The 18,823-nt window shown below is 73.7% G+C and carries 16 protein-coding genes; 9 read left to right on the top strand and 7 right to left on the bottom strand.

The window, feature by feature from the left end:
- The first annotated feature begins 115 nt into the window (after nucleotides 1-115).
- Together IE170_RS30230 and IE170_RS30225 are read left to right on the top strand one after the other, a co-directional pair.
- Nucleotides 116-364 (top strand): hypothetical protein, encoded by a 249-nt coding sequence (locus IE170_RS30230; RefSeq protein WP_189812663.1) that lies wholly within the window; start codon nucleotides 116-118, stop codon nucleotides 362-364.
- A gap of 11 nt (nucleotides 365-375) precedes the next feature.
- Nucleotides 376-762, top strand: coding sequence for a PIN domain-containing protein (locus IE170_RS30225; RefSeq protein ID WP_189812662.1), 387 nt, complete (start codon nucleotides 376-378; stop codon nucleotides 760-762).
- A 15-nt stretch (nucleotides 763-777) separates the two neighbouring features.
- On the opposite strand, the gene IE170_RS30220 is transcribed toward IE170_RS30225, so the two are convergent.
- From IE170_RS30220 to IE170_RS30200, 5 genes are read right to left on the bottom strand one after another with little or no spacing between them, the layout of a single operon-like run.
- Entirely contained in the window at nucleotides 778-2,088 is a 1,311-nt protein-coding gene (locus tag IE170_RS30220) for a DUF58 domain-containing protein (protein WP_189812661.1), read from the bottom strand.
- Entirely contained in the window at nucleotides 2,088-3,050 is a 963-nt protein-coding gene (locus IE170_RS30215) for an AAA family ATPase (RefSeq protein WP_189812660.1), read from the bottom strand. The genes IE170_RS30220 and IE170_RS30215 overlap by 1 nt, the downstream gene beginning before the upstream one ends.
- Entirely contained in the window at nucleotides 3,047-4,282 is a 1,236-nt protein-coding gene (locus IE170_RS30210; RefSeq protein WP_189812659.1) for a DUF4350 domain-containing protein, read from the bottom strand. The genes IE170_RS30215 and IE170_RS30210 overlap by 4 nt, the downstream gene beginning before the upstream one ends.
- Nucleotides 4,279-4,947, bottom strand: coding sequence for a DUF4129 domain-containing protein (locus IE170_RS30205; protein WP_189812658.1), 669 nt, complete (start codon nucleotides 4,945-4,947; stop codon nucleotides 4,279-4,281). Before IE170_RS30205 ends, IE170_RS30210 begins: the two co-directional genes overlap by 4 nt.
- 6 nt (nucleotides 4,948-4,953) lie before the next feature.
- Nucleotides 4,954-6,210 carry a glycerophosphoryl diester phosphodiesterase membrane domain-containing protein gene (locus IE170_RS30200; RefSeq protein WP_189812657.1) on the bottom strand — a complete coding sequence of 419 codons (1,257 nt, stop codon included), beginning with the start codon at nucleotides 6,208-6,210 and terminating at the stop codon, nucleotides 4,954-4,956.
- A 236-nt stretch (nucleotides 6,211-6,446) separates the two neighbouring features.
- Here IE170_RS30200 and mtrA point away from each other — a divergent pair, with 236 nt between their 5' ends.
- From mtrA to IE170_RS30170, 6 genes are all read left to right on the top strand, one after another.
- Entirely contained in the window at nucleotides 6,447-7,136 is a 690-nt protein-coding gene (gene mtrA / locus IE170_RS30195) for a two-component system response regulator MtrA (protein ID WP_189812656.1), read from the top strand.
- A 4-nt stretch (nucleotides 7,137-7,140) separates the two neighbouring features.
- On the top strand, nucleotides 7,141-9,120 hold the full coding sequence (gene mtrB, locus IE170_RS30190) for an MtrAB system histidine kinase MtrB (RefSeq protein ID WP_189812655.1): 1,980 nt from the start codon (nucleotides 7,141-7,143) through the stop codon (nucleotides 9,118-9,120).
- A complete protein-coding gene (locus IE170_RS30185; protein WP_308428441.1) occupies nucleotides 9,110-11,002 on the top strand; it encodes an LpqB family beta-propeller domain-containing protein in 1,893 nt (630 codons plus the stop codon). The genes mtrB and IE170_RS30185 overlap by 11 nt, the downstream gene beginning before the upstream one ends.
- 72 nt (nucleotides 11,003-11,074) lie before the next feature.
- Nucleotides 11,075-11,818, top strand: coding sequence for a ComF family protein (locus IE170_RS30180; RefSeq protein ID WP_189812653.1), 744 nt, complete (start codon nucleotides 11,075-11,077; stop codon nucleotides 11,816-11,818).
- Between the two features lie 347 nt (nucleotides 11,819-12,165).
- Complete coding sequence (gene hpf, locus IE170_RS30175; RefSeq protein ID WP_114057764.1) at nucleotides 12,166-12,864, top strand: ribosome hibernation-promoting factor, HPF/YfiA family; 699 nt, start codon at nucleotides 12,166-12,168, stop codon at nucleotides 12,862-12,864.
- Between the two features lie 221 nt (nucleotides 12,865-13,085).
- Entirely contained in the window at nucleotides 13,086-13,787 is a 702-nt protein-coding gene (locus IE170_RS30170; RefSeq protein WP_189812652.1) for a response regulator, read from the top strand.
- Between the two features lie 73 nt (nucleotides 13,788-13,860).
- On the opposite strand, the gene IE170_RS30165 is transcribed toward IE170_RS30170, so the two are convergent.
- A complete protein-coding gene (locus IE170_RS30165) occupies nucleotides 13,861-15,036 on the bottom strand; it encodes a winged helix-turn-helix domain-containing protein (RefSeq protein ID WP_189812651.1) in 1,176 nt (391 codons plus the stop codon).
- Between the two features lie 9 nt (nucleotides 15,037-15,045).
- Nucleotides 15,046-15,645: a GNAT family N-acetyltransferase gene (locus IE170_RS30160; RefSeq protein WP_189812650.1), complete on the bottom strand. Its 600-nt coding sequence runs from the start codon at nucleotides 15,643-15,645 to the stop codon at nucleotides 15,046-15,048.
- Between the two features lie 227 nt (nucleotides 15,646-15,872).
- On the opposite strand from IE170_RS30160, the gene secA reads away from it, so the two are divergent.
- Nucleotides 15,873-18,665, top strand: coding sequence for a preprotein translocase subunit SecA (secA, locus tag IE170_RS30155; protein WP_189812649.1), 2,793 nt, complete (start codon nucleotides 15,873-15,875; stop codon nucleotides 18,663-18,665).
- Nucleotides 18,666-18,823 lie beyond the last annotated feature (158 nt).

The following is an 18,823-nucleotide window of genomic DNA, read 5'->3' as shown; positions in this document are numbered from 1 at the left end:
TGGGAGAGTAGGACGCCGCCGAACAATCATTGTGGGTTAGCCCCGCACCAGCTCTGGTGCGGGGCTTTCCTGCGTTTACCGGACGCGCGTGTATACATCGCTGTAGACTCGGGCCATGTCCGATGCAATGATCCGAGTGCCGGCTGAGGTACGCGATCGCCTTGCGGTCATCGCCGAGTCCCGCGGCACGTCCATCAGAGCCCTGGTCCAGGAGTTTGCGGAGTCCACGCTGACATCCGAGGAGCGGCGGGAGCGGGCCGAACGGGCGCGCGAGTACATGGCTGAGCACTTCGGTGTGCGAGTGACGGATGAGGAGAGCGCGGAGATGAGGCGCAAGATCCGCCAGGCCTTCGCGGGCCGATAGGAGAATGCGGCGTGATCCAGCAGCACCTCGTCCTGGACAGTCCCTCTCTCCTTGCCTTATCCGGCAACCGGCAGGTTTCGGCACTGATCCACCAGGCTTTTCTTGACGGCGATACACGGCTGTGGGCGCCCGTACTGGCGATCCTTGAGGCAGATCGTGAGCACCCCGGGACCGCCGAGCACGTCGGCCAGCTGGACGTCATCCATACCATCGACCTTGACTACGCAGCTGTGTTGGCCGTGGCTCGGCTGTGTCGGAAAGGCGTACCCGCGGGAGTCGCCGCAGCAGTGCAGGCCGTACGAAACCTTCCCGACTGGGGTGCTGACGCGCTGGTGGCAACGATCGAGCCCAAGGCGTACGAGGGCCTCGGCGTGGGCGTGCTCGACCTCGATCGTTGAGGTGAGCTGCCGGTCTCACAAGCGGCCGGCGGATTTCAGGGCGAGATAGGCGTCGGACAAGGCGGGGGCCAGGGCGTCGGGGGTGGCATCCACGACGTGGACGCCGTGGCGGGCCAGTTGGTCCGCGGTGCGGCGGCGCTGGGCCTGGGACTGGGCGGCGGCTGCGGCCTCGTACACCGCGTCCAGGGTGCCGCGGGCGCGGGCCATCTCCGTCACCTTCGGGTCCGACACCGCGGCCAGGAGGACCGTGTGGCGTTTCGTCAGGCGGGGGAGCAGGGGAAGCAGGCCTTCCTCCACCGGTGCGGCGTCCAGGCTGGTCAGAAGGACCACCAGGGAGCTGCGGGGCGCCGTCCGGAGGATCGTCGAGACCAGGGAGCGGGCGTCCGTTTCCACCAGTTCCGGCTCCAGCGGGGCCATCGCGTTCACGAAAGCCGGCAGGACCTCCCCTGCCGAGCGGCCTTGCACCTGGGTGCGGACGCGGCGGTCGTAGGCGAGGAGGTCCACGCGGTCGCCGGCCCGGGCGGCCAGGGCGGCCAGGAGGAGGGCCGCGTCCATCGAGGCGTCCAGGCGGGGGGCGTCGCCGACGCGGCCGGCCGAAGTACGGCCCGTGTCCAGGCAGATCAGAATGTGCCGGTCGCGCTCCGGGCGCCAGGTGCGGACCGCGACACCGCTCTGGCGGGCCGTCGCCCGCCAGTCGATCGAGCGGGTGTCGTCCCCCGGGACGTAGTCGCGGAGGCTGTCGAACTCGGTGCCCTCCCCGCGGGTCAGCAGACTCGTCCGGCCGTCCAGTTCGCGCAGGCGCGACAGGCGGGACGGGAGGTGCTTGCGGCTCGTGAAGGGCGGCAGGACGCGGACCGTCCAGGGAATGGCGTGGGTGCCCTGGCGGGAGGCGAGGCCCAGGGGGCCGGCGGAGCGGATCGTGACGCGGTCCGCGTGGCGGTCGCCGCGGCGGGTGGGGTGCAGGCGGGTCGTCACGCGGCGGCGTTCGCCCGGAGGGACCGTCAGCGTATGGCGGGACGCCGCCCGTTCGGTGCCCGGCAGCCAGCTGCTCGGCGGCCAGGCGTCGCGGATCCGGGCGCGCAGCGGGCGCGTGCCCGGGTTGGTGACCGACAGGTGGACCTCCGCCGGCTCGCCCAGGCGGACCGTCGTGTCGCCCGAGCGGGACAGGACCAGGCTGCGGACCGGCGCCGCCAGCGCGTAGTCGAGGGCGCAGGCCGCGGCCAGCGGGCCGTTCACCGCGAGGATGCCCGCCCACGACGGCTCCAACAGGCCGACGGGGAGGGCGCCCAGAGCCGCGAGCAGGGCGGCGCGTCCAGTGAGGGCCATCAGCGGGGCACGGGGACGTGGGACAGGATCGCGTTCAGCACCGCATCCGGTGTCACGCCCTCCATCTCGGCCTCCGGGCGCAGCTGCACCCGGTGCCGCAGCGTCGGCAGGGCCAGCGCCTTCACGTCGTCCGGGGTGACGTAGTCCCGGCCGGTCAGCCACGCCCACCCGCGGGACGCGGCGAGGAGGGCCGTCGCGCCGCGCGGGGAGACGCCCAGGGACAGCGACGGCGACTCGCGGGTGGCGCGGCAGACGTCGACGACGTACCCGGCGATCTCCGGGGAGACGGAGACGGCGGCGACGGCCTCGCGGGCCGCGCGGAGCTCCTCCGGTCCCGCGACGGGGCGGATGCCGGCCGCCGCGAGGTCGCGCGGGTCGAAGCCCGCCGCGTGCCGGGTCAGGACGTCGACCTCGTCGGCGCGGGAGGGCAGCGGGACGTTCAGCTTCAGCAGGAAGCGGTCCAACTGGGCCTCGGGCAGCGGGTACGTGCCCTCGTACTCGACCGGGTTCATCGTCGCGGCGACCAGGAACGGCTCCGGCAGGCGGCGCGGGGTGCCGTCCACGGTGACCTGCCGCTCCTCCATCGCCTCCAGCAGTGCGGACTGAGTCTTCGGAGGGGTGCGGTTGATCTCGTCGGCGAGGAGGAGGTTCGTGAAGACCGGGCCCTCCTGGAAGGAGAACTCGGCGGTGCGGGCGTCGTAGACCAGCGAGCCCGTCACGTCGCTCGGCATCAGGTCCGGAGTGAACTGCACGCGCTTCGTGCCCAGGTCGAGGGAGGCCGCCAGGGCACGCACCAGGAGGGTCTTCGCGACGCCCGGGACGCCCTCCAGCAGGACGTGGCCGCGGCACAGCAGGGCGACGACGAGACCGGTGACCGCCGGGTCCTGGCCCACGACGGCCTTGCCGATCTCGGTGCGGATCGCCTCCAGGGCGGAGCGGGCGCTGTCCGTGGTGGCCGTCATGAGGAGCGGACCTCTCTTTCGAGGGCGTCGAGGTGGTCGGCGAGCGCGACGAGTGCCGCGTCGGTTGCGGGCGGGGCGCCGAAGAGCAGGGCCGCCGCGTCCCGGTCCGGGCCGGCGGTTCGCGCCGAAACGGCGGGGGCGAGGACCGCCGGGTCGTGGCAGCCGGACCGCGGTACGCCCACCAGGGTGGCGAGGCGTTCCCGGGCGGCGGCCCGCAGCACCGTCGCCGCGCGCTCCCGGGCGGCGGCCCTGCGGTACAGGCGGGCGCGGCCCTCGGTGGCCTCCGAGGCGCGGATCGCGACGGGAAGGCGTTCGGTGACGAGCGGGCCGAGGCGGCGGGCCCGCCACAGGGCGGCCAGGACGGCGGCGATCAGCAGCTGGAGGAGCGCCCAGTGCCAGCCCGCCGGAATCAGGTCGGTGAGCGAGGCGTCGCCGCCCGCGCCGTCCCGCAGCTCGGCGGGGGACGGCAGGTACCAGACGAGCTCGGGGCGGCTGCCGAGCAGGTGCAGGGCGAGGGAAGCGTTGCCCTCGCGGGCCAGGTCCTCGTTGAGGAGGAAGTCGGCGGAGCCCGCGACGACGGTGTCGCCGCCCGCGGTCGCCGACGGCAGGACCAGCAGGGTCGGGCGGCCGTCGTCCGGGTAGCAGGCCGTCGCGCCGGCGGCCGTCGTCGTGTACCGCAGGCCGCCTCCGGTGGCGGCGCTGCCCGCGGCGCGGGCGGCGGGCAGCGCGCAGCCGGGGGCGGGGGTGTCGGTGCGGGAGGCGCCGGCGGTGTGCACCGCGGGGGCCAGGTCCCGCAGGGCGGTGCGTCCCGGGGCCAGGAGGACGGTGCGGCCGCCCGACAGGTCGGCGGCGGAGCGGATCGTGGCGCGCGCCTGCGGGCCGAGGAGGTCGGGGCGGGCGACCAGCAGGGTGGTGCCGGGCCCGGCGGCGCTCGCGGCGGCGTCGGCGGTCGTGACGATACGGGTGCTCACGCCCCGGTCCCGGAGCAGCGCGGCGACGGCCCGGGTGCCCGAGGGGTCCGCGGAGCGGGGGTCGAGGCGGCCGTGGCGGCCGCCCGGGTCGAGGGCGGCGAGGACGATTCCGGCGGTGATCAGGACGGCGAGGGCCACGAGGAGGCCGCGGGCGCGGCGCCACACCGCGGCCGGTGTCGCGGCCGGGCGGAACGTGCCGCCGGCGGGCCGCGGCGCGGCGTCGGGCTCGGTCGGGGTGGCCGGGGGCGGGGCGGCGGTCATGCGGGGCCGCCCGTCAGGTTTGGCCGGGTGCCGGCCAGGGCCAGGTCCAGGTCGCGGAGGCGGGCGTAGGCGGCCGCGTCGGCGGTGCGGCCGCCGTAGGTGACGTCGTCGAAGGTGCGGGCCGCGGCGCGCAGCGCGTCGGCGTGGCCGGGGAGGGCGGGCGCGGCCGCGGCGGCGGCCTCGTCGGCGGTGCGGCCGGGCCGCGGGTCGAGGAGGGCGCGCTCCTCCAGGGAGCGGACGACGGCCCGCATCCGCTCCTGCACGGCTTCGTTCCAGCGGGCCGCCGCGGCGTGGGCCTCGGCGGTGGTGCGGTGGTCGGCGGCGCTGCGCGGGCCGTCGGCGAACAGGGCGGTCCCGCCGGAGGCGGTCCGGCGGGGCGTGCCGAGCCGCCACCACAGGGCGGCCGCGGCGAGGACGGCCAGGGCGGCCGCGGCCACCAGGCCGGCGGTGCCGCCGGGGGCGGCCGCGCCGGCCCGGTCGAAGAGGTCGCCGAGCCACTCCCAGAAGGCGTCCAGGGCGCGCCGCAGCAGGCCGGGGTCGTTCTGGTGGTAGGCCGGGTCGGACAGTTCCCGCTCGGCCGCCTCGCGGGCCGGTCCGCGCGGTGTCGTGACCGGCGGCGTCTCCTCGGCCGCCACCCGTGCGATGAAGTCCCCCCTGCTCGCCACGGGCGGTTAGCCGGCCGTGGGCGGGGCCGCGGGGTCCGCGCCGTACTCCTGGAGGCCGGCCGCGCGGGCCAGCTCCAGGTCGAGGGCCTCGCGGCGGATGCGCTGGTCCACGTAGAGGAGGACGGTGACGCCGGCCTGCATCGGGATGGTGACGGTCTGCACGATGACCGCGCCGATGCCGGAGATGACCAGGAACGACCAGCTGGTGGCCAGGGTCTGCTGGTCGAAGCCGTCGAGGCCGCCGGCGACGACGAGGGCGAGGGCGCTGATCGGCGTCAGGATCACGAACGACACGACGACCGTGATGACCGCGGTCAGGGCCGTGATGCCGAAGATCCGCCACCAGGAGCCCTGGACGAGCTTGGAGGAGCGGCGCAGGGCGGTGACGATGCCGGACTTCTCCAGCATCAGCGCCGGCGAGGCCAGCGTGAACTTGATCGCGAGCCACAGCAGCAGCGGCAGGGCGGCGAGGCCGCCGATGAGGAGCAGGCCGGTGTTCCGCGTGAGGAGGCCCGGCAGGAGCAGCACGGTGGCGAGGGCGGCGGCGCCCAGGCCGATGGCCAGGGCCAGGCCGACCAGGCGGGGCAACTGGGGGCGGGCGTCGCGCCAGGCCTCGCCGACGGACGAGGCGCGGCCGATGACGGCCCGGCTGAAGACCATGGTCAGCAGGGCGGTCGCCAGGATTCCGGCGATGAACTGGACGAAGGCGGTGCCCAGGCTCGACAGGAGGGTGTCGGTGAGCGAGTCGGCGAGCTCCTGCAGGTCCGGCTCCTCGCTCATGACGGGGACGGCCGGGAAGGCGTACTTCTTCAGCAGGACGTCGGCGATCTGGACGACCGTGGCGATGACGAGGGTGATCGCGAAGACGGAGCGCCAGTGGCGCCGCATGGTGGCGACGGCGCCGTCGAGGATCTCGCCCATGTCCAGGGGGCGCAGCGGGATGACGCCGGGCTTGGCGGCCGGGGGCTTGCCCCACTGGCCGGGGCCGCCCGGGTAGCCGTACGGGCTGCCGGGGCCGGTGCCTCCGCGGTTCCAGCCGCCGGGGGCGGGCTGCTGCGGGCCGGCCGGGGGCTCGGGGGCCTGCGGGGCGCCGGGGCTCTGCCAGTCGCCGGGGGGCGGCTGGCGCTCGGCCCACTTGCGGCCTTCGGCGGGGGGCCGGGCGTCGGAACCGGACTCGGGGGTTGCGGGGGTTTCGGGTGCGCCGGGCCGCTCGCCGTCGGACGGAGAGGATCCGGGCGCGGCCCAGCCCGGAGAGTCGTTCATCGTCGCTCCTTCACGTGTGCCTGCCGGGGGCGGGGGCGCTGGTCGGCTGCCATCGTGCCACGTGGGAACAGCGTGCGGGCGGGCCGTCCCCCGCCGTACCGGGCCGCCTGCGGGTTCAATTGTCACCCCTATCCGGGGCAGACTGGTCGATGTGATCTCCACACGGAGCCGAGGGGCGGTTTCCGGCCATTCTGGCTGTGGGGCAGCTCACCGCCTGGTAACGATTGGCTAATGGGATGATGTCAAGCATGAAGGGACGCGTCCTTGTCGTCGACGACGACACCGCACTGGCCGAGATGCTCGGCATCGTGTTGCGTGGTGAAGGTTTCGAGCCGTCGTTCGTAGCGGACGGCGACAAGGCACTGGCTGCCTTCCGGGAGGTCAAGCCGGACCTGGTGCTGCTGGACCTGATGCTGCCCGGGAGGGACGGCATAGAGGTCTGCCGGCTCATCCGGGCCGAGTCCGGTGTGCCGATCGTGATGCTCACGGCGAAGAGCGACACGGTGGACGTCGTGGTGGGCCTGGAGTCCGGGGCCGACGACTACATCGTCAAGCCGTTCAAGCCGAAGGAGCTGGTGGCCCGCATCCGGGCCCGCCTGCGCCGCTCGGAGGAGCCTGCCCCGGAGCAGCTGACCATCGGCGACCTCGTCATCGACGTGGCCGGGCACTCCGTCAAGCGCGACGGCAGCTCGATCGCGCTCACCCCGCTGGAGTTCGACCTGCTGGTCGCGCTCGCCCGCAAGCCCTGGCAGGTCTTCACCCGCGAGGTGCTGCTGGAGCAGGTGTGGGGCTACCGGCACGCCGCGGACACCCGCCTGGTCAACGTGCACGTCCAGCGCCTGCGCTCCAAGGTCGAGAAGGACCCGGAGCGCCCCGAGATCGTCGTGACGGTGCGCGGTGTCGGCTACAAGGCAGGACCGAGCTGACGTGATGTCCGGCAGGCCGCGGGGCGGCTCCCGCTGGGGGGCCCTGCGGGGCGGCCGGCTGCTCCAGGACGGAGCGCCCGGCGGCCCCGTGCTGCGGCTGCTCGTACGTCTCGTACGGCGGCCGCTGCTTCCGGCTGTCCGGCTGTGGCGGCGCAACATCCAGCTGCGGGTCGTCGCGGCGACCATGCTGATGTCGCTGACCGTGGTGCTCGCGCTCGGTTTCGTCGTCATCGCGCAGGTCAGCACGGGCCTCCTCGACGCGAAGGAGGAGGCGGCGCAGAGCCAGGCCGCGGGCGGCTTCGCCGTCGCGCAGGAGAAGGCGAACACGCCGGCGACGGTCGACGGCCCCGACGCCACCGACAACAAGGTCGGCCGGGACGCCAGCACATGGATGAACTCGCTGGTCAAGCAGCTCGCGAGCGGCGGGCAGACCGCCTTCGAGGTGGTCGCGCTCGGCGTGGGCACCGGCTCGGGCGCCCCCGGCGGCCCGGCCGCGGGCGGCGTCACCGGAGCCGGCGGGCCCGGCGCTTCGGGCGTCAAGGGCGCCCGCGCCTCCGGCAACGTCGACCCGACCGCGAGCGTCCCGGCGGGGCTGCGGCACGCCGTGAACCACGCCACCGGCACGTTCAAGACGTTCTCGCAGATCAAGTACACGGCCGGCGCCGGGGACAAGGACCCCGAGCCCGCGCTGGTCGTCGGCAAGCGGCTCACCGACATCAACGGCGACCCCTACGACCTGTACTACCTCTTCCCGCTGACGCAGGAGGAGGAGTCGCTGAACCTGGTCAAGTCGACCATCGCCACCGCAGGCCTGTTCGTCGTCGTGCTGCTCGGCGCCATCGCCTGGGTCGTGGTGCGGCAGATCGTCACCCCGGTGCGCATGGCCGCAGGCATCGCCGAGCGGCTGTCGGCCGGGCGGCTGCAGGAGCGGATGAAGGTCACCGGCGAGGACGACATCGCCCGCCTCGGCGAGGCCTTCAACAAGATGGCGCAGAACCTCCAGGGCAAGATCCAGCAACTGGAGGACCTGTCGCGGATGCAGCGCCGGTTCGTCTCCGACGTCTCGCACGAGCTGCGCACGCCGCTGACCACCGTACGGATGGCCGCCGACGTCATCCACGACGCCCGCGTGGACTTCGACCCGGTCACCGCCCGCTCCGCGGAACTCCTCGCCGGGCAGCTCGACCGCTTCGAGTCGCTGCTCGCGGACCTCCTGGAGATCAGCCGCTTCGACGCGGGCGCCGCCGCGCTGGAGGCCGAGCCGATCGACCTGCGCGACGTCGTCCACCGGGTCGTCGAGGGCGCCGAGCCGCTCGCCGAGCACAAGGGCACCCGCATCCGGGTGCTGGGCGACACCCAGCCGGTCATCGCCGAGGCCGACGCCCGGCGCGTGGAGCGCGTCCTGCGCAACCTCGTCGTCAACGCCGTCGAGCACGGCGAGGGCCGCGACGTGGTGGTGCGCCTCGCCTCCGCGGGCGGCGCCGTCGCCATCGCCGTACGCGACTACGGTGTCGGCCTCAAGCCCGGCGAGGCCACCCGCGTCTTCAACCGCTTCTGGCGGGCCGACCCGGCCCGCGCCCGCACCACCGGCGGCACCGGCCTCGGCCTGTCCATCGCCGTCGAGGACGCCCGCCTGCACGGCGGCTGGCTCCAGGCCTGGGGCGAGCCCGGCGGCGGCTCCCAGTTCCGGCTGACGCTGCCGCGGACCGCCGACGAGCCGCTGCGCGGCTCCCCGATCCCGCTGGAGCCCGAGGACTCGCGGGCCAACCGCGCCCGCGCCGCGGCCGGCGCCGCCGACCGGCCGAAGGGGCCGCAGGCGCAGGCCCCCGCGCGCACCGACCGCTCGGCGATACCGCCCCGGCCGCCGGTCGGCGGGGCCGTGCCGGTGCCGGCCGACCCGACGGCCCTGCCCGGCAGCGGCGCCCGCGTGGTGGCCCGCCCCGCCGACCACGCAGCACAGGAGGATGGAGCAGGTGGACGCTGAGCCGGTGGGCGCCGAGCCCGTACGAGCCGAGCCCGGGCCGCCCGCGGGCGGCGTCGGAGCCCGCACCGGGCGCCGGCCGGCGGTCGCGCGCGCCTGCGCGCTCGGCGCGGGCGTGCTGCTGCTGGCCGGCTGCGCGTCCATGCCGGTCAGCGGCGACATCCGGGAGGTGCAGGCCTCGCAGGGCGTGGACTCGCAGGTGCGGGTGTTCGGCGTGCCGCCCTCCGACAAGGCGGGCCCGACCGAGATCGTCGACGGCTTCCTGGAGGCCATGACCAGCGACGACCCGCAGCTGCAGACCGCCCGCAAGTACCTCACCGAGGACGCGGCGCGGAACTGGAAGCCCGGCACGGCCGTCACCGTGCTGTCCGCGGGCATCGACCGCTTCTCCCTCCCCGGCGAGAAGGACGGCCTCGGGCCCCGCTTCAAGATGTCCGGCAAGCGCCTCGCGACCGTGGACGAGCGCAGCGCGTACCAGCCGGCCCCCGGGGACAGCCGCTACGAGGAGACCCTGCAGCTCGTGCAGGAGAACAAGCAGTGGCGGATCCAGACCCCGCCGACCAGCCTCGTCCTCAGCGAGTCCGACTTCCAGCGCATCTACATGCCGGTCAACAAGTACTACTTCGCCGGCGGGACGCTCGTCGCCGACCCCGTGTACGTACGCCAGCGCAGCGACCCGGACTCGCGCATGGACCCCACGACGCAGACGGTGCAGTCGCTGCTGGCCGGGCCGTCCAAGTGGCTCGGCCCGGTGGTCACTTCGAGCTTCCCGACGGGCACGGAGCTGCGCGAGGGCACCAAGTCCCTGGCCACCGACGGGCAGAACACCCTGCGCGTGCCGCTGAACCGCAAGGTGGACGACGTCGCGCAGCCGCAGTGCCAGAAGATGGCCACCCAACTGCTCTTCACCGTCAAGGACCTGACGGCGTCCCGCCTGGAGCGGGTGGAGCTGCTGCGCTCCGACCGCTCCCTGCTGTGCTCGGTGACGGACGCGGGCGCCTCGGCCATCGCGCACCGCGTGCCGAGCCCCGACTACCAGTACTACGTCGACGCCGAGGGCCGCTTCGTGCGGATGAAGCTCGACGTCAACAGCGAGGACCAGCAGTACCGGGCCGAGCCCGTGCCGGGCCCGCTGTCGGGCAGCCCCGCCTTCAAGGCCGCCTCGGCCGCGGTGGCGTACGACGAGAAGCGCGCGGCCGCCGTCTCCGAGGACGGCCGCGGCATGTACCTGGTCAACCTGACGACCGCCGGGCCGATGCCGGCGCCGGTGCTCACCGCCAAGGGCGCCAAGCCGAACGGGCTGAGCACGCCCAGCTTCGACGCGGCCGGCGACGTGTGGGTCGCCGACCAGGACCCGCAGGCGTCGGCCCTGTACCGGGTGCCGGCGGGGACCTCCGTCGCGCAGAAGGTCGAGGTGGCCGGGCTCGACGGCCGGATCACCGCGGTGAAGGCCGCCCCCGACGGCGTGCGCCTCGCGCTGCTGGTGCAGAAGGGCAACCTCAAGAGCCTCTACATCGGGCGCATCGAGCGGCCCGAGGGCGGCAAGTCCGCGGTGGCGGCCGCGCCGCCGGTGACGGTGCGGGAGCTGCGCCCGGCGGCCCCGCAGATGGCCGACGTGACCGCGCTCAGCTGGGCGCCGCGCGGGCGGCTGCTCGTGGTGGGCCGCGAGAAGGGCGGCGTGGTGCAGGCCCGCTCCATGCTGGCCGACGGCTCGATGGTCGCGGCGAGCCTGCCCGGGGCGACCGGGCTGATCGCGGTGGCCGCCGCGGACGACGACAAGAAGCCGGTCGTGGCCTGGTCGGAGGACGACGGCATCGTGTGGCTGCCGCCGGGCGCGCAGTGGCGCACGGTCGCGCTCGGCCGGGCCCCGGTGTACCCGGGCTGACGGGTCGGGCGGCTGCCCGTCCCGTTGTCCACAGGGCTGGCGGGGCGGTGTGCGGCCCGGCACCGTGGAGTCATGCGCGCGTGGTGGCGGGAGCTGTCGGGCCTGGTCCTGCCGTCCTGCTGCGCCGGCTGCGGGGCGGCGCGGGAGGTGCTGTGCGCCGCCTGCGCGAGGGCGCTCGCCGCGGGTCCGGCGGGCCGGGTCGTCCCGGCGGGCTGCCCGCCCGGGCTGCCCGCGGTGTACGCGGCCGCCGCGTACGGGGGTGCCGTACGGGCCGTGCTGCTCGCGCACAAGGAGCGCGGGGCGCTGCCGCTGGCCGGGCCGCTCGGCGGGGCTCTGGCCGGGGCGGTCCGCGCGGCCCTGCCGCGGGCGGCGGCCGGGGCGGCACCCGGGGTGGCGCTGGTGCCCGTACCGTCGGCGCGGGCGCAGGTGCGGGCGCGCGGGCACGATCCGGTGCGGCGCGTCGCACTGGCCGCTGCGGGGCGGCTGCGGCGGGCCGGGGTGGCCGCGCGGGTGGCTCCCATGCTGCGGCAGGTGCGGCCGGTGGCCGACCAGGCCGGGTTGGGCGCCCGGGAGCGGCGGGCCAACCTGGCCGGGGCGCTCGGAGTGTGCCGGGGCGCGGGGCGCCTGGCGGCGGGGGCGCGGATCGTGCTGGTCGACGACGTGGCGACGACGGGGGCGACGCTCGCCGAGGCGGCGCGGGCCGTCGCGGAGGCGGGCCTGGGCGAGGCGCAGGGGGCGGCCGTGGTGGCGGCTCCGCATGGGGCGTTCGTACGAATCCGGCCGTTTACACGGACAGACCAACCCTGCCGTGAATAGATTTGGAACTGCAGGGGAAGGCGCATCGTTGCAGGTAATGAGAGGGAGAAAGCTCCTGAACGGAGGTACGTTCCGGTAGCGGGTGCCGACAACCGTCATGGAGAGATATGTTCGGTTGTAAGGAACTGGCGACCCTGGGATTCGCACCGGTTCGCACGTTTCGCAGGTCTTGAAATCTTCGTGTCAGAGGCTGTCTCTCGACTCCGAAGTCGGTGGGGTGTAGATCTTGCCGATGGGGGAGGAGGAGGTGAAAGTCGCCAAGTCCGAGGCTCCGGTGTTCACCGGAGCCTGGTGCGAAAGGGAGACGCTTCGCCCCGAGGCGGAGCTATCCGGGAACGGAGTTCTGCGTGGACATCGTCGTCAAGGGCCGCAAGACCGAGGTGCCCGAGCGGTTCCGCAAGCACGTTGCGGAGAAGCTCAACGTGGACAAGATCCAGAAGTATGACGGCAAGGTCATCAGCCTGGATGTCGAGGTGTCCAAGGAGCACAACCCGCGCCAGGCCGACCGTTCCGACCGTGTGGAGATCACGCTGCGCTCGCGCGGACCGGTGATCCGTGCGGAAGCCGCCGCGGCCGACCCGTACGCGGCGCTCGACCTCGCACACGAGAAGCTCGAGTCCCGGCTGCGCAGGCAGCACGACAAGCGGCACAGCCGCCGCGGCGCCGGCCGCCTCTCCGCGGCCGAAGTCGCCGACGCGGTGCCGGACGCCGCGACCCTGAACGGGAGCGGCCAGCCGGTCTCCGCCGACGAGGCGGACGCGATCCCGACCACCCGCATCGGATCGCTGGAGGTACAGGGCGAAGGCCCGCTCATCGTCCGCGAGAAGACGCACTCGGCTTCACCCATGTCGCTCGACCAGGCCCTGTACGAGATGGAGCTGGTCGGCCACGACTTCTACCTGTTCGTCGACTCCGACACCAAGATGCCGAGCGTCGTCTACCGGCGCCACGGCTACGACTACGGCGTGATCCACCTCAACTCCGACCAGGCCTCCAGCAACGGCGAGGCCGGTGCGGGGGGCGCGGGCGGCGCGCTGGGCGGCTGAGGCCGCACCGGTATTTCCGTGCGGTGCCCCCGCCGGACGCCTCGGCGCCCGGCGGGGGCACCGCTGTGACCGGGCGGCCCGGCGGCGGATGACCGGTATGCGCCGGTCGCCGTCCGGGCGCCCCCGCCGGGGGCCGCGGGCATGGAATCATGGCGGGCAGTCAACCGGCGGGTGCGCCCGCGGCGTTGGCCGGCAGCTCGGTACGTGCAGGGGGAGGAACGATGGCGGACGGTTTCGGGCCGGTGCGCGGCGAAGACGGCGGTGAGCCGATCCGGGTGCTCGTCGTCGACGACCACGCCCTGTTCCGGCGCGGGCTGGAGATCGTCCTCGCGCAGGAGGAGGACATCCAGGTCGTCGGCGAGGCCGGGGACGGCGCGGAGGCGGTGGACAAGGCGGCGGACCTGCTGCCGGACATCGTGCTGATGGACGTGCGGATGCCGCGCCGCGGCGGGATCGAGGCGTGCACCTCGATCAAGGAGGTGGCCCCCTCCGCGAAGATCATCATGCTGACGATCAGCGACGAGGAGGCCGACCTCTACGAGGCGATCAAGGCGGGGGCGACGGGCTACCTGCTGAAGGAGATCTCCACGGACGAGGTCGCCACGGCGATCCGCGCCGTGGCGGACGGGCAGTCGCAGATCAGCCCGTCGATGGCGTCGAAGCTGCTGACCGAGTTCAAGTCGATGATCCAGCGGACCGATGAGCGCCGGCTGGTGCCGGCGCCCCGGCTCACCGACCGCGAGCTGGAGGTCCTCAAGCTGGTCGCGACGGGGATGAACAACCGGGACATCGCGAAGGAGTTGTTCATCTCCGAGAACACGGTGAAGAACCACGTCCGCAACATCCTGGAGAAGCTCCAGCTGCACTCCCGGATGGAAGCGGTCGTCTACGCGATGCGCGAGAAGATCCTGGAGATCCGCTGACGGAGCGGCGGGCCGGCAGCGCAGGGCAGGGCGGGGCGCGGCCCCGGAGCTCGGGGCCGCCCGCGCGCGCCGGTCAGAGCGCGGCCAGCTCCGCCGTGACGGCCGCCGCCTCCTGCGGGGTGGCCGCGCGCTCGACGCGGACGGCGTCGCAGCCGACCCACTCGGCCGCCTCGCGCAGCGCCGCCGCCATGTGCCGGGCGTCCCCGGGGGAGGCAAGCGACAGCTGCCGGGCCACCAGCGTGGTGCCCTCGCGGGCCGGGTCGACCCGGCCGCGCAGCCGCCCGCCCGCCAGCAGCGGCATCGCGAAGTAGCCGTGTATCCGCTGCGCCTTGGGCACGTAGGCCTCCAGCCGGTGCGTGAAGCCGAAGACCCGCTCGGTGCGCGCCCGGTCCCACACCAGGGAGTCGAACGGGGACAGCAGGGTGGTGCGGTGGCGGCCGCGCGGGACGGTGGCCAGGGCGGCCGGGTCCGCCCAGGCCGGCCTGCCCCAGCCCTCGACCTCCACGGGGACCAGGCCCGAGTCCGCGATCACCGCGTCGACCTGCTCGCCCTTGAGGCGGTGGTAGTCGGCGATGTCGGCGCGGGTGCCGACGCCCAGGCTCCGCCCGGCCAGCGCGACCAGGCGGCGCAGGCACTCCCGGTCGTCGAGCCCGTCGTGGAACAGGGCGTCCGGCACTGCCCGCTCGGCCAGGTCGTACACGCGCTTCCAGCTGCGGCGCTCGGTGCAGACGACCTCGCCGATGTCGAGCAGCCACTCCACCGCGATCTTCGTCTCGGACCACTGGAACCACTCGCCGCCGTTCTTGGCGCCGCCCAGCCCCGTCGAGGTCAGCGGCCCTTCGGCCCGCAGCCGGTCCAGTACGGCCCGGGTGGAGCGGTCCTGGTCCGCGAGGATGTGCCAGCGGTGGCCGCGGGCCCGGTTGGCGCGGCGCCGGAAGGCGAAGTGGGGCCACTCCTCCATGGGCAGGACGCAGGCCGCGTGCGACCAGTACTCGAAGGCGTGGCCCTCCGACCAGTACGCCGCCTCGACTGCCCCGCGGCCGACCGCGCCGAGGCGCGCGTACGGGACGAGCTCGTGCGAGCGGGCCAGTACGGAGATCGTGTCGAGCTGCACGGCGCCGAGGTGGCGCAGCACGCCCCGCACCCCGGCCCGACGGTCGGGGGCCCCGAGGAACCCCTGGGCGCGCAGGGCGATCCTGCGGGCTTCGTCGGCGGAGAGGGACACGGCGGCTGCGGCGGGGGTGGTCATGGCCGCAGCCTAGGGCGCGGCACTGACAGCGGGTCCCTGCCCCGGCGCCGGGAGGTACGGAAGCGCGGATTCCATGCCGAGGTCGGCGGGGAGGAGGCCGCCCACCCAGCAGTCGCGCCAGGTGCCGCGGACCGGCAGGGCGGCCCGCAGGACGCCCTCGACGCGGAATCCGGCCTTCTCCGCGACGGCCCGGGAGCCGGCGTTGCCGACCTCGGCCCGCCACTCGACCCGGCCGGCGCCGAGTGCGGTGAACGCCCAGCGGGCGACCGCGCCGACGGCCTCGGCGGCGTACCCGCGGCCGCGGTGCTCGGCGGCCGTCCAGTAGCCCACCTCGTAGGCGGCGGGGCCGCGCACGTGGAGTCCGACCGCGCCGACGAGGGTGCCGGGGCCGGCGAGGCGGATCCCGAAGGAGTACTCGGTGTCCTCGCGCCAGCCGGCCGGCGCGACCTCGCGGGTCCAGGCGCGGGCGTGGTCCGCCTCGTACGGGGCGGGGACGGAGGTCCAGCGCTGGATGCCGGGGTCCTGGCAGGCGCGGTGTACGGCCTCGGCGTCCTCGGGCTCCCAGGGGCGCAGGACCAGCCGTGCCGTGGTCAGGGTGGTGGGTTCCATGACGGAATTCTGCTGGCGCCGCCGGTCCGTGGCGAACAGTTTTGCCGTCCGGCGGCACCTTCCGGCTCCCCCGTACGTTCTCATTCCGGGCGCTTGCAGCCCCGCGGCCACGGCGGACCTCCCGACGCGACCGGGTCCTCGCTTACGATGGCCGGTGCGGTGGGGCCCACCCTCCGTGCCCGCGTACGAACCAGTGCCAGGCCCGACCGGCAAGGAGACAAACCTCGGTGTCCGTCTTCAACAAGCTCATGCGTGCAGGCGAAGGCAAGATCCTGCGCAAACTGCACCGCATCGCGGACCAGGTCAACTCCATCGAAGAGGACTTCGTCAACCTCTCCGACGCCGAGTTGCGGGCGCTCACGGACGAGTACAAGCAGCGCTACCAGGACGGCGAGAGCCTCGACGACCTCCTCCCGGAGGCCTTCGCCACGGTCCGCGAGGCCGCGAAGCGCGTCCTGGGCCAGCGGCACTACGACGTCCAGCTCATGGGCGGTGCGGCGCTGCACCTCGGCTACGTGGCGGAGATGAAGACCGGTGAGGGCAAGACCCTCGTCGGCACCCTGCCCGCGTACCTGAACGCACTGTCCGGCAAGGGCGTCCACCTGATCACGGTGAACGACTACCTGGCCGAGCGCGACTCCGAGATGATGGGCCGCGTCCACAAGTTCCTCGGCCTGAGCGTCGGCTGCATCCTGGCGAACATGTCGCCGGCGCAGCGCCGCGAGCAGTACAACTGCGACATCACCTACGGCACGAACAACGAGTTCGGCTTCGACTACCTGCGCGACAACATGGCGTGGTCGAAGGACGAGCTGGTGCAGCGCGGCCACAACTTCGCCGTGGTCGACGAGGTCGACTCGATCCTCGTCGACGAGGCCCGCACCCCGCTGATCATCTCCGGCCCGGCCGACCAGGCCACCAAGTGGTACGGGGACTTCGCCAAGCTGGTCACCCGCCTGACCAAGGGCGAGCCCGGCCAGCCGCTGAAGGGCATCGAGGAGACCGGCGACTACGAGGTCGACGAGAAGAAGCGGACCGTCGGCATCCACGAGGCCGGTGTGGCCAAGGTCGAGGACTGGCTCGGCATCGACAACCTCTACGAGTCGGTGAACACCCCGCTCGTCGGCTACCTGAACAACGCCATCAAGGCGAAGGAACTGTTCAAGAAGGACAAGGACTACGTCGTCATCGACGGCGAGGTCATGATCGTCGACGAGCACACCGGCCGCATCCTCGCCGGCCGCCGCTACAACGAGGGCATGCACCAGGCGATCGAGGCGAAGGAGGGGGTGGACATCAAGGACGAGAACCAGACGCTCGCCACGATCACCCTCCAGAACTTCTTCCGCCTGTACTCGAAGCTGTCGGGCATGACCGGTACGGCCATGACCGAGGCCGCCGAGTTCCACCAGATCTACAAGCTGGGCGTCGTCCCGATCCCGACGAACCGGCCGATGCAGCGCGTCGACCAGCCCGACCTGATCTACCGGACCGAGGTCGCGAAGTTCGCCGCCGTCGTCGACGACATCGCGGAGAAGCACGAGAAGGGCCAGCCGATCCTCGTCGGCACGACCTCCGTCGAGAAGTCCGAGTACCTCTCGCGGCAGCTGTCCAAGCGGGGCATCCCGCACGAGGTCCTCAACGCCAAGCAGCACGAGCGCGAGGCCGCGATCGTCGCCCAGGCGGGCCGCCGCGGCGCCGTCACCGTCGCCACGAACATGGCCGGCCGCGGTACCGACATCAAGCTCGGCGGCAACCCGGACGACCTCGCCGAGGCCGAGCTGCGCCAGCACGGCCTCGACCCCGAGGAGCACATCGAGGAGTGGGCGGCCGCGCTGCCCGCCGCCCTCCAGCGCGCCGAGGAGGCCGTCAAGGCCGAGTTCGAGGAGGTCAAGGCGCTCGGCGGGCTGTACGTGCTGGGCACCGAGCGGCACGAGTCGCGCCGCATCGACAACCAGCTGCGCGGCCGCTCCGGCCGTCAGGGCGACCCGGGCGAGTCCCGCTTCTACCTGTCGCTGGGCGACGACCTGATGCGCCTGTTCAAGGCGCAGATGGTGGAGCGCGTCATGTCGATGGCGAACGTGCCGGACGACGTGCCGATCGAGAACAAGATGGTGACGCGCGCCATCGCCTCGGCGCAGTCGCAGGTCGAGACGCAGAACTTCGAGACCCGCAAGAACGTCCTGAAGTACGACGAGGTCCTCAACAGCCAGCGCGAGGTCATCTACGGCGAGCGCCGCCGCGTCCTGGAGGGCGAGGACCTGCACGAGCAGGTGCGCTTCTTCATGGACGACACGATCGACGCGTACATCGCGGCCGAGACGGTCGAGGGCTTCGCCGAGGAGTGGGACCTGGACCGGCTGTGGGGCGCGTTCAAGCAGCTCTACCCGATCAAGGTCACGATCGAGGAGCTGGAGGACGCGGCGGGCGACCGGGCGGGCATCACCGCCGAGTTCATCGCCGAGTCCGTCAAGGACGACATCCACGAGCAGTACGCGGCCCGTGAGAAGGCGCTCGGCTCGGACATCATGCGCGAGCTGGAGCGGCGCGTGGTGCTGTCGGTGCTGGACCGCAAGTGGCGCGAGCACCTCTACGAGATGGACTACCTGCAGGAGGGCATCGGCCTGCGGGCCATGGCGCAGAAGGACCCGCTGGTCGAGTACCAGCGCGAGGGCTTCGACATGTTCAACGCCATGATGGAGGGCATCAAGGAGGAGTCCGTCGGCTACCTGTTCAACCTGGAGGTCCAGGTCGAGCAGCAGGTCGAGGAGGTGCCGGTGCAGGACGCGGCGCCGTCCCTGGCCAAGGAGCCGGCGGGGGCCCGCCCGGAGATCCGCGCGAAGGGCCTGGACGCCCCGCAGCGGCCGGACCGCCTCCACTTCTCGGCGCCGACGGTGGACGGCGAGGGCGGTGTGGTCGAGGGCGACTTCGACTCCGACGGCCAGCCGGGCGACGGTCTGACGCGCGCCGAGCGCCGCAAGGCGCAGAAGGCGGCCGGCGGCCGCCGCCGCAAGAAGTAGGGGAGCTGCCCGGCACGGGCGCTCCCGCCGGGGCCGGACACCGCGTACGCGCGGGGTCCGGCCCCGGCGGCGTTCCGGGCCCGGTTCACGGGCGCGGGCCGCGGATCCGCCGTCGCGGAGACCCGCTCGCCGGTGGTGATGCAGGGCGGGCCGGCGGG

This window comes from Streptomyces toxytricini (assembly GCF_014649915.1).
Taxonomy (GTDB): Bacteria; Actinomycetota; Actinomycetes; order Streptomycetales; family Streptomycetaceae; genus Streptomyces; species Streptomyces toxytricini.
This window is presented reverse-complemented; position numbering and strand designations above follow the sequence as displayed.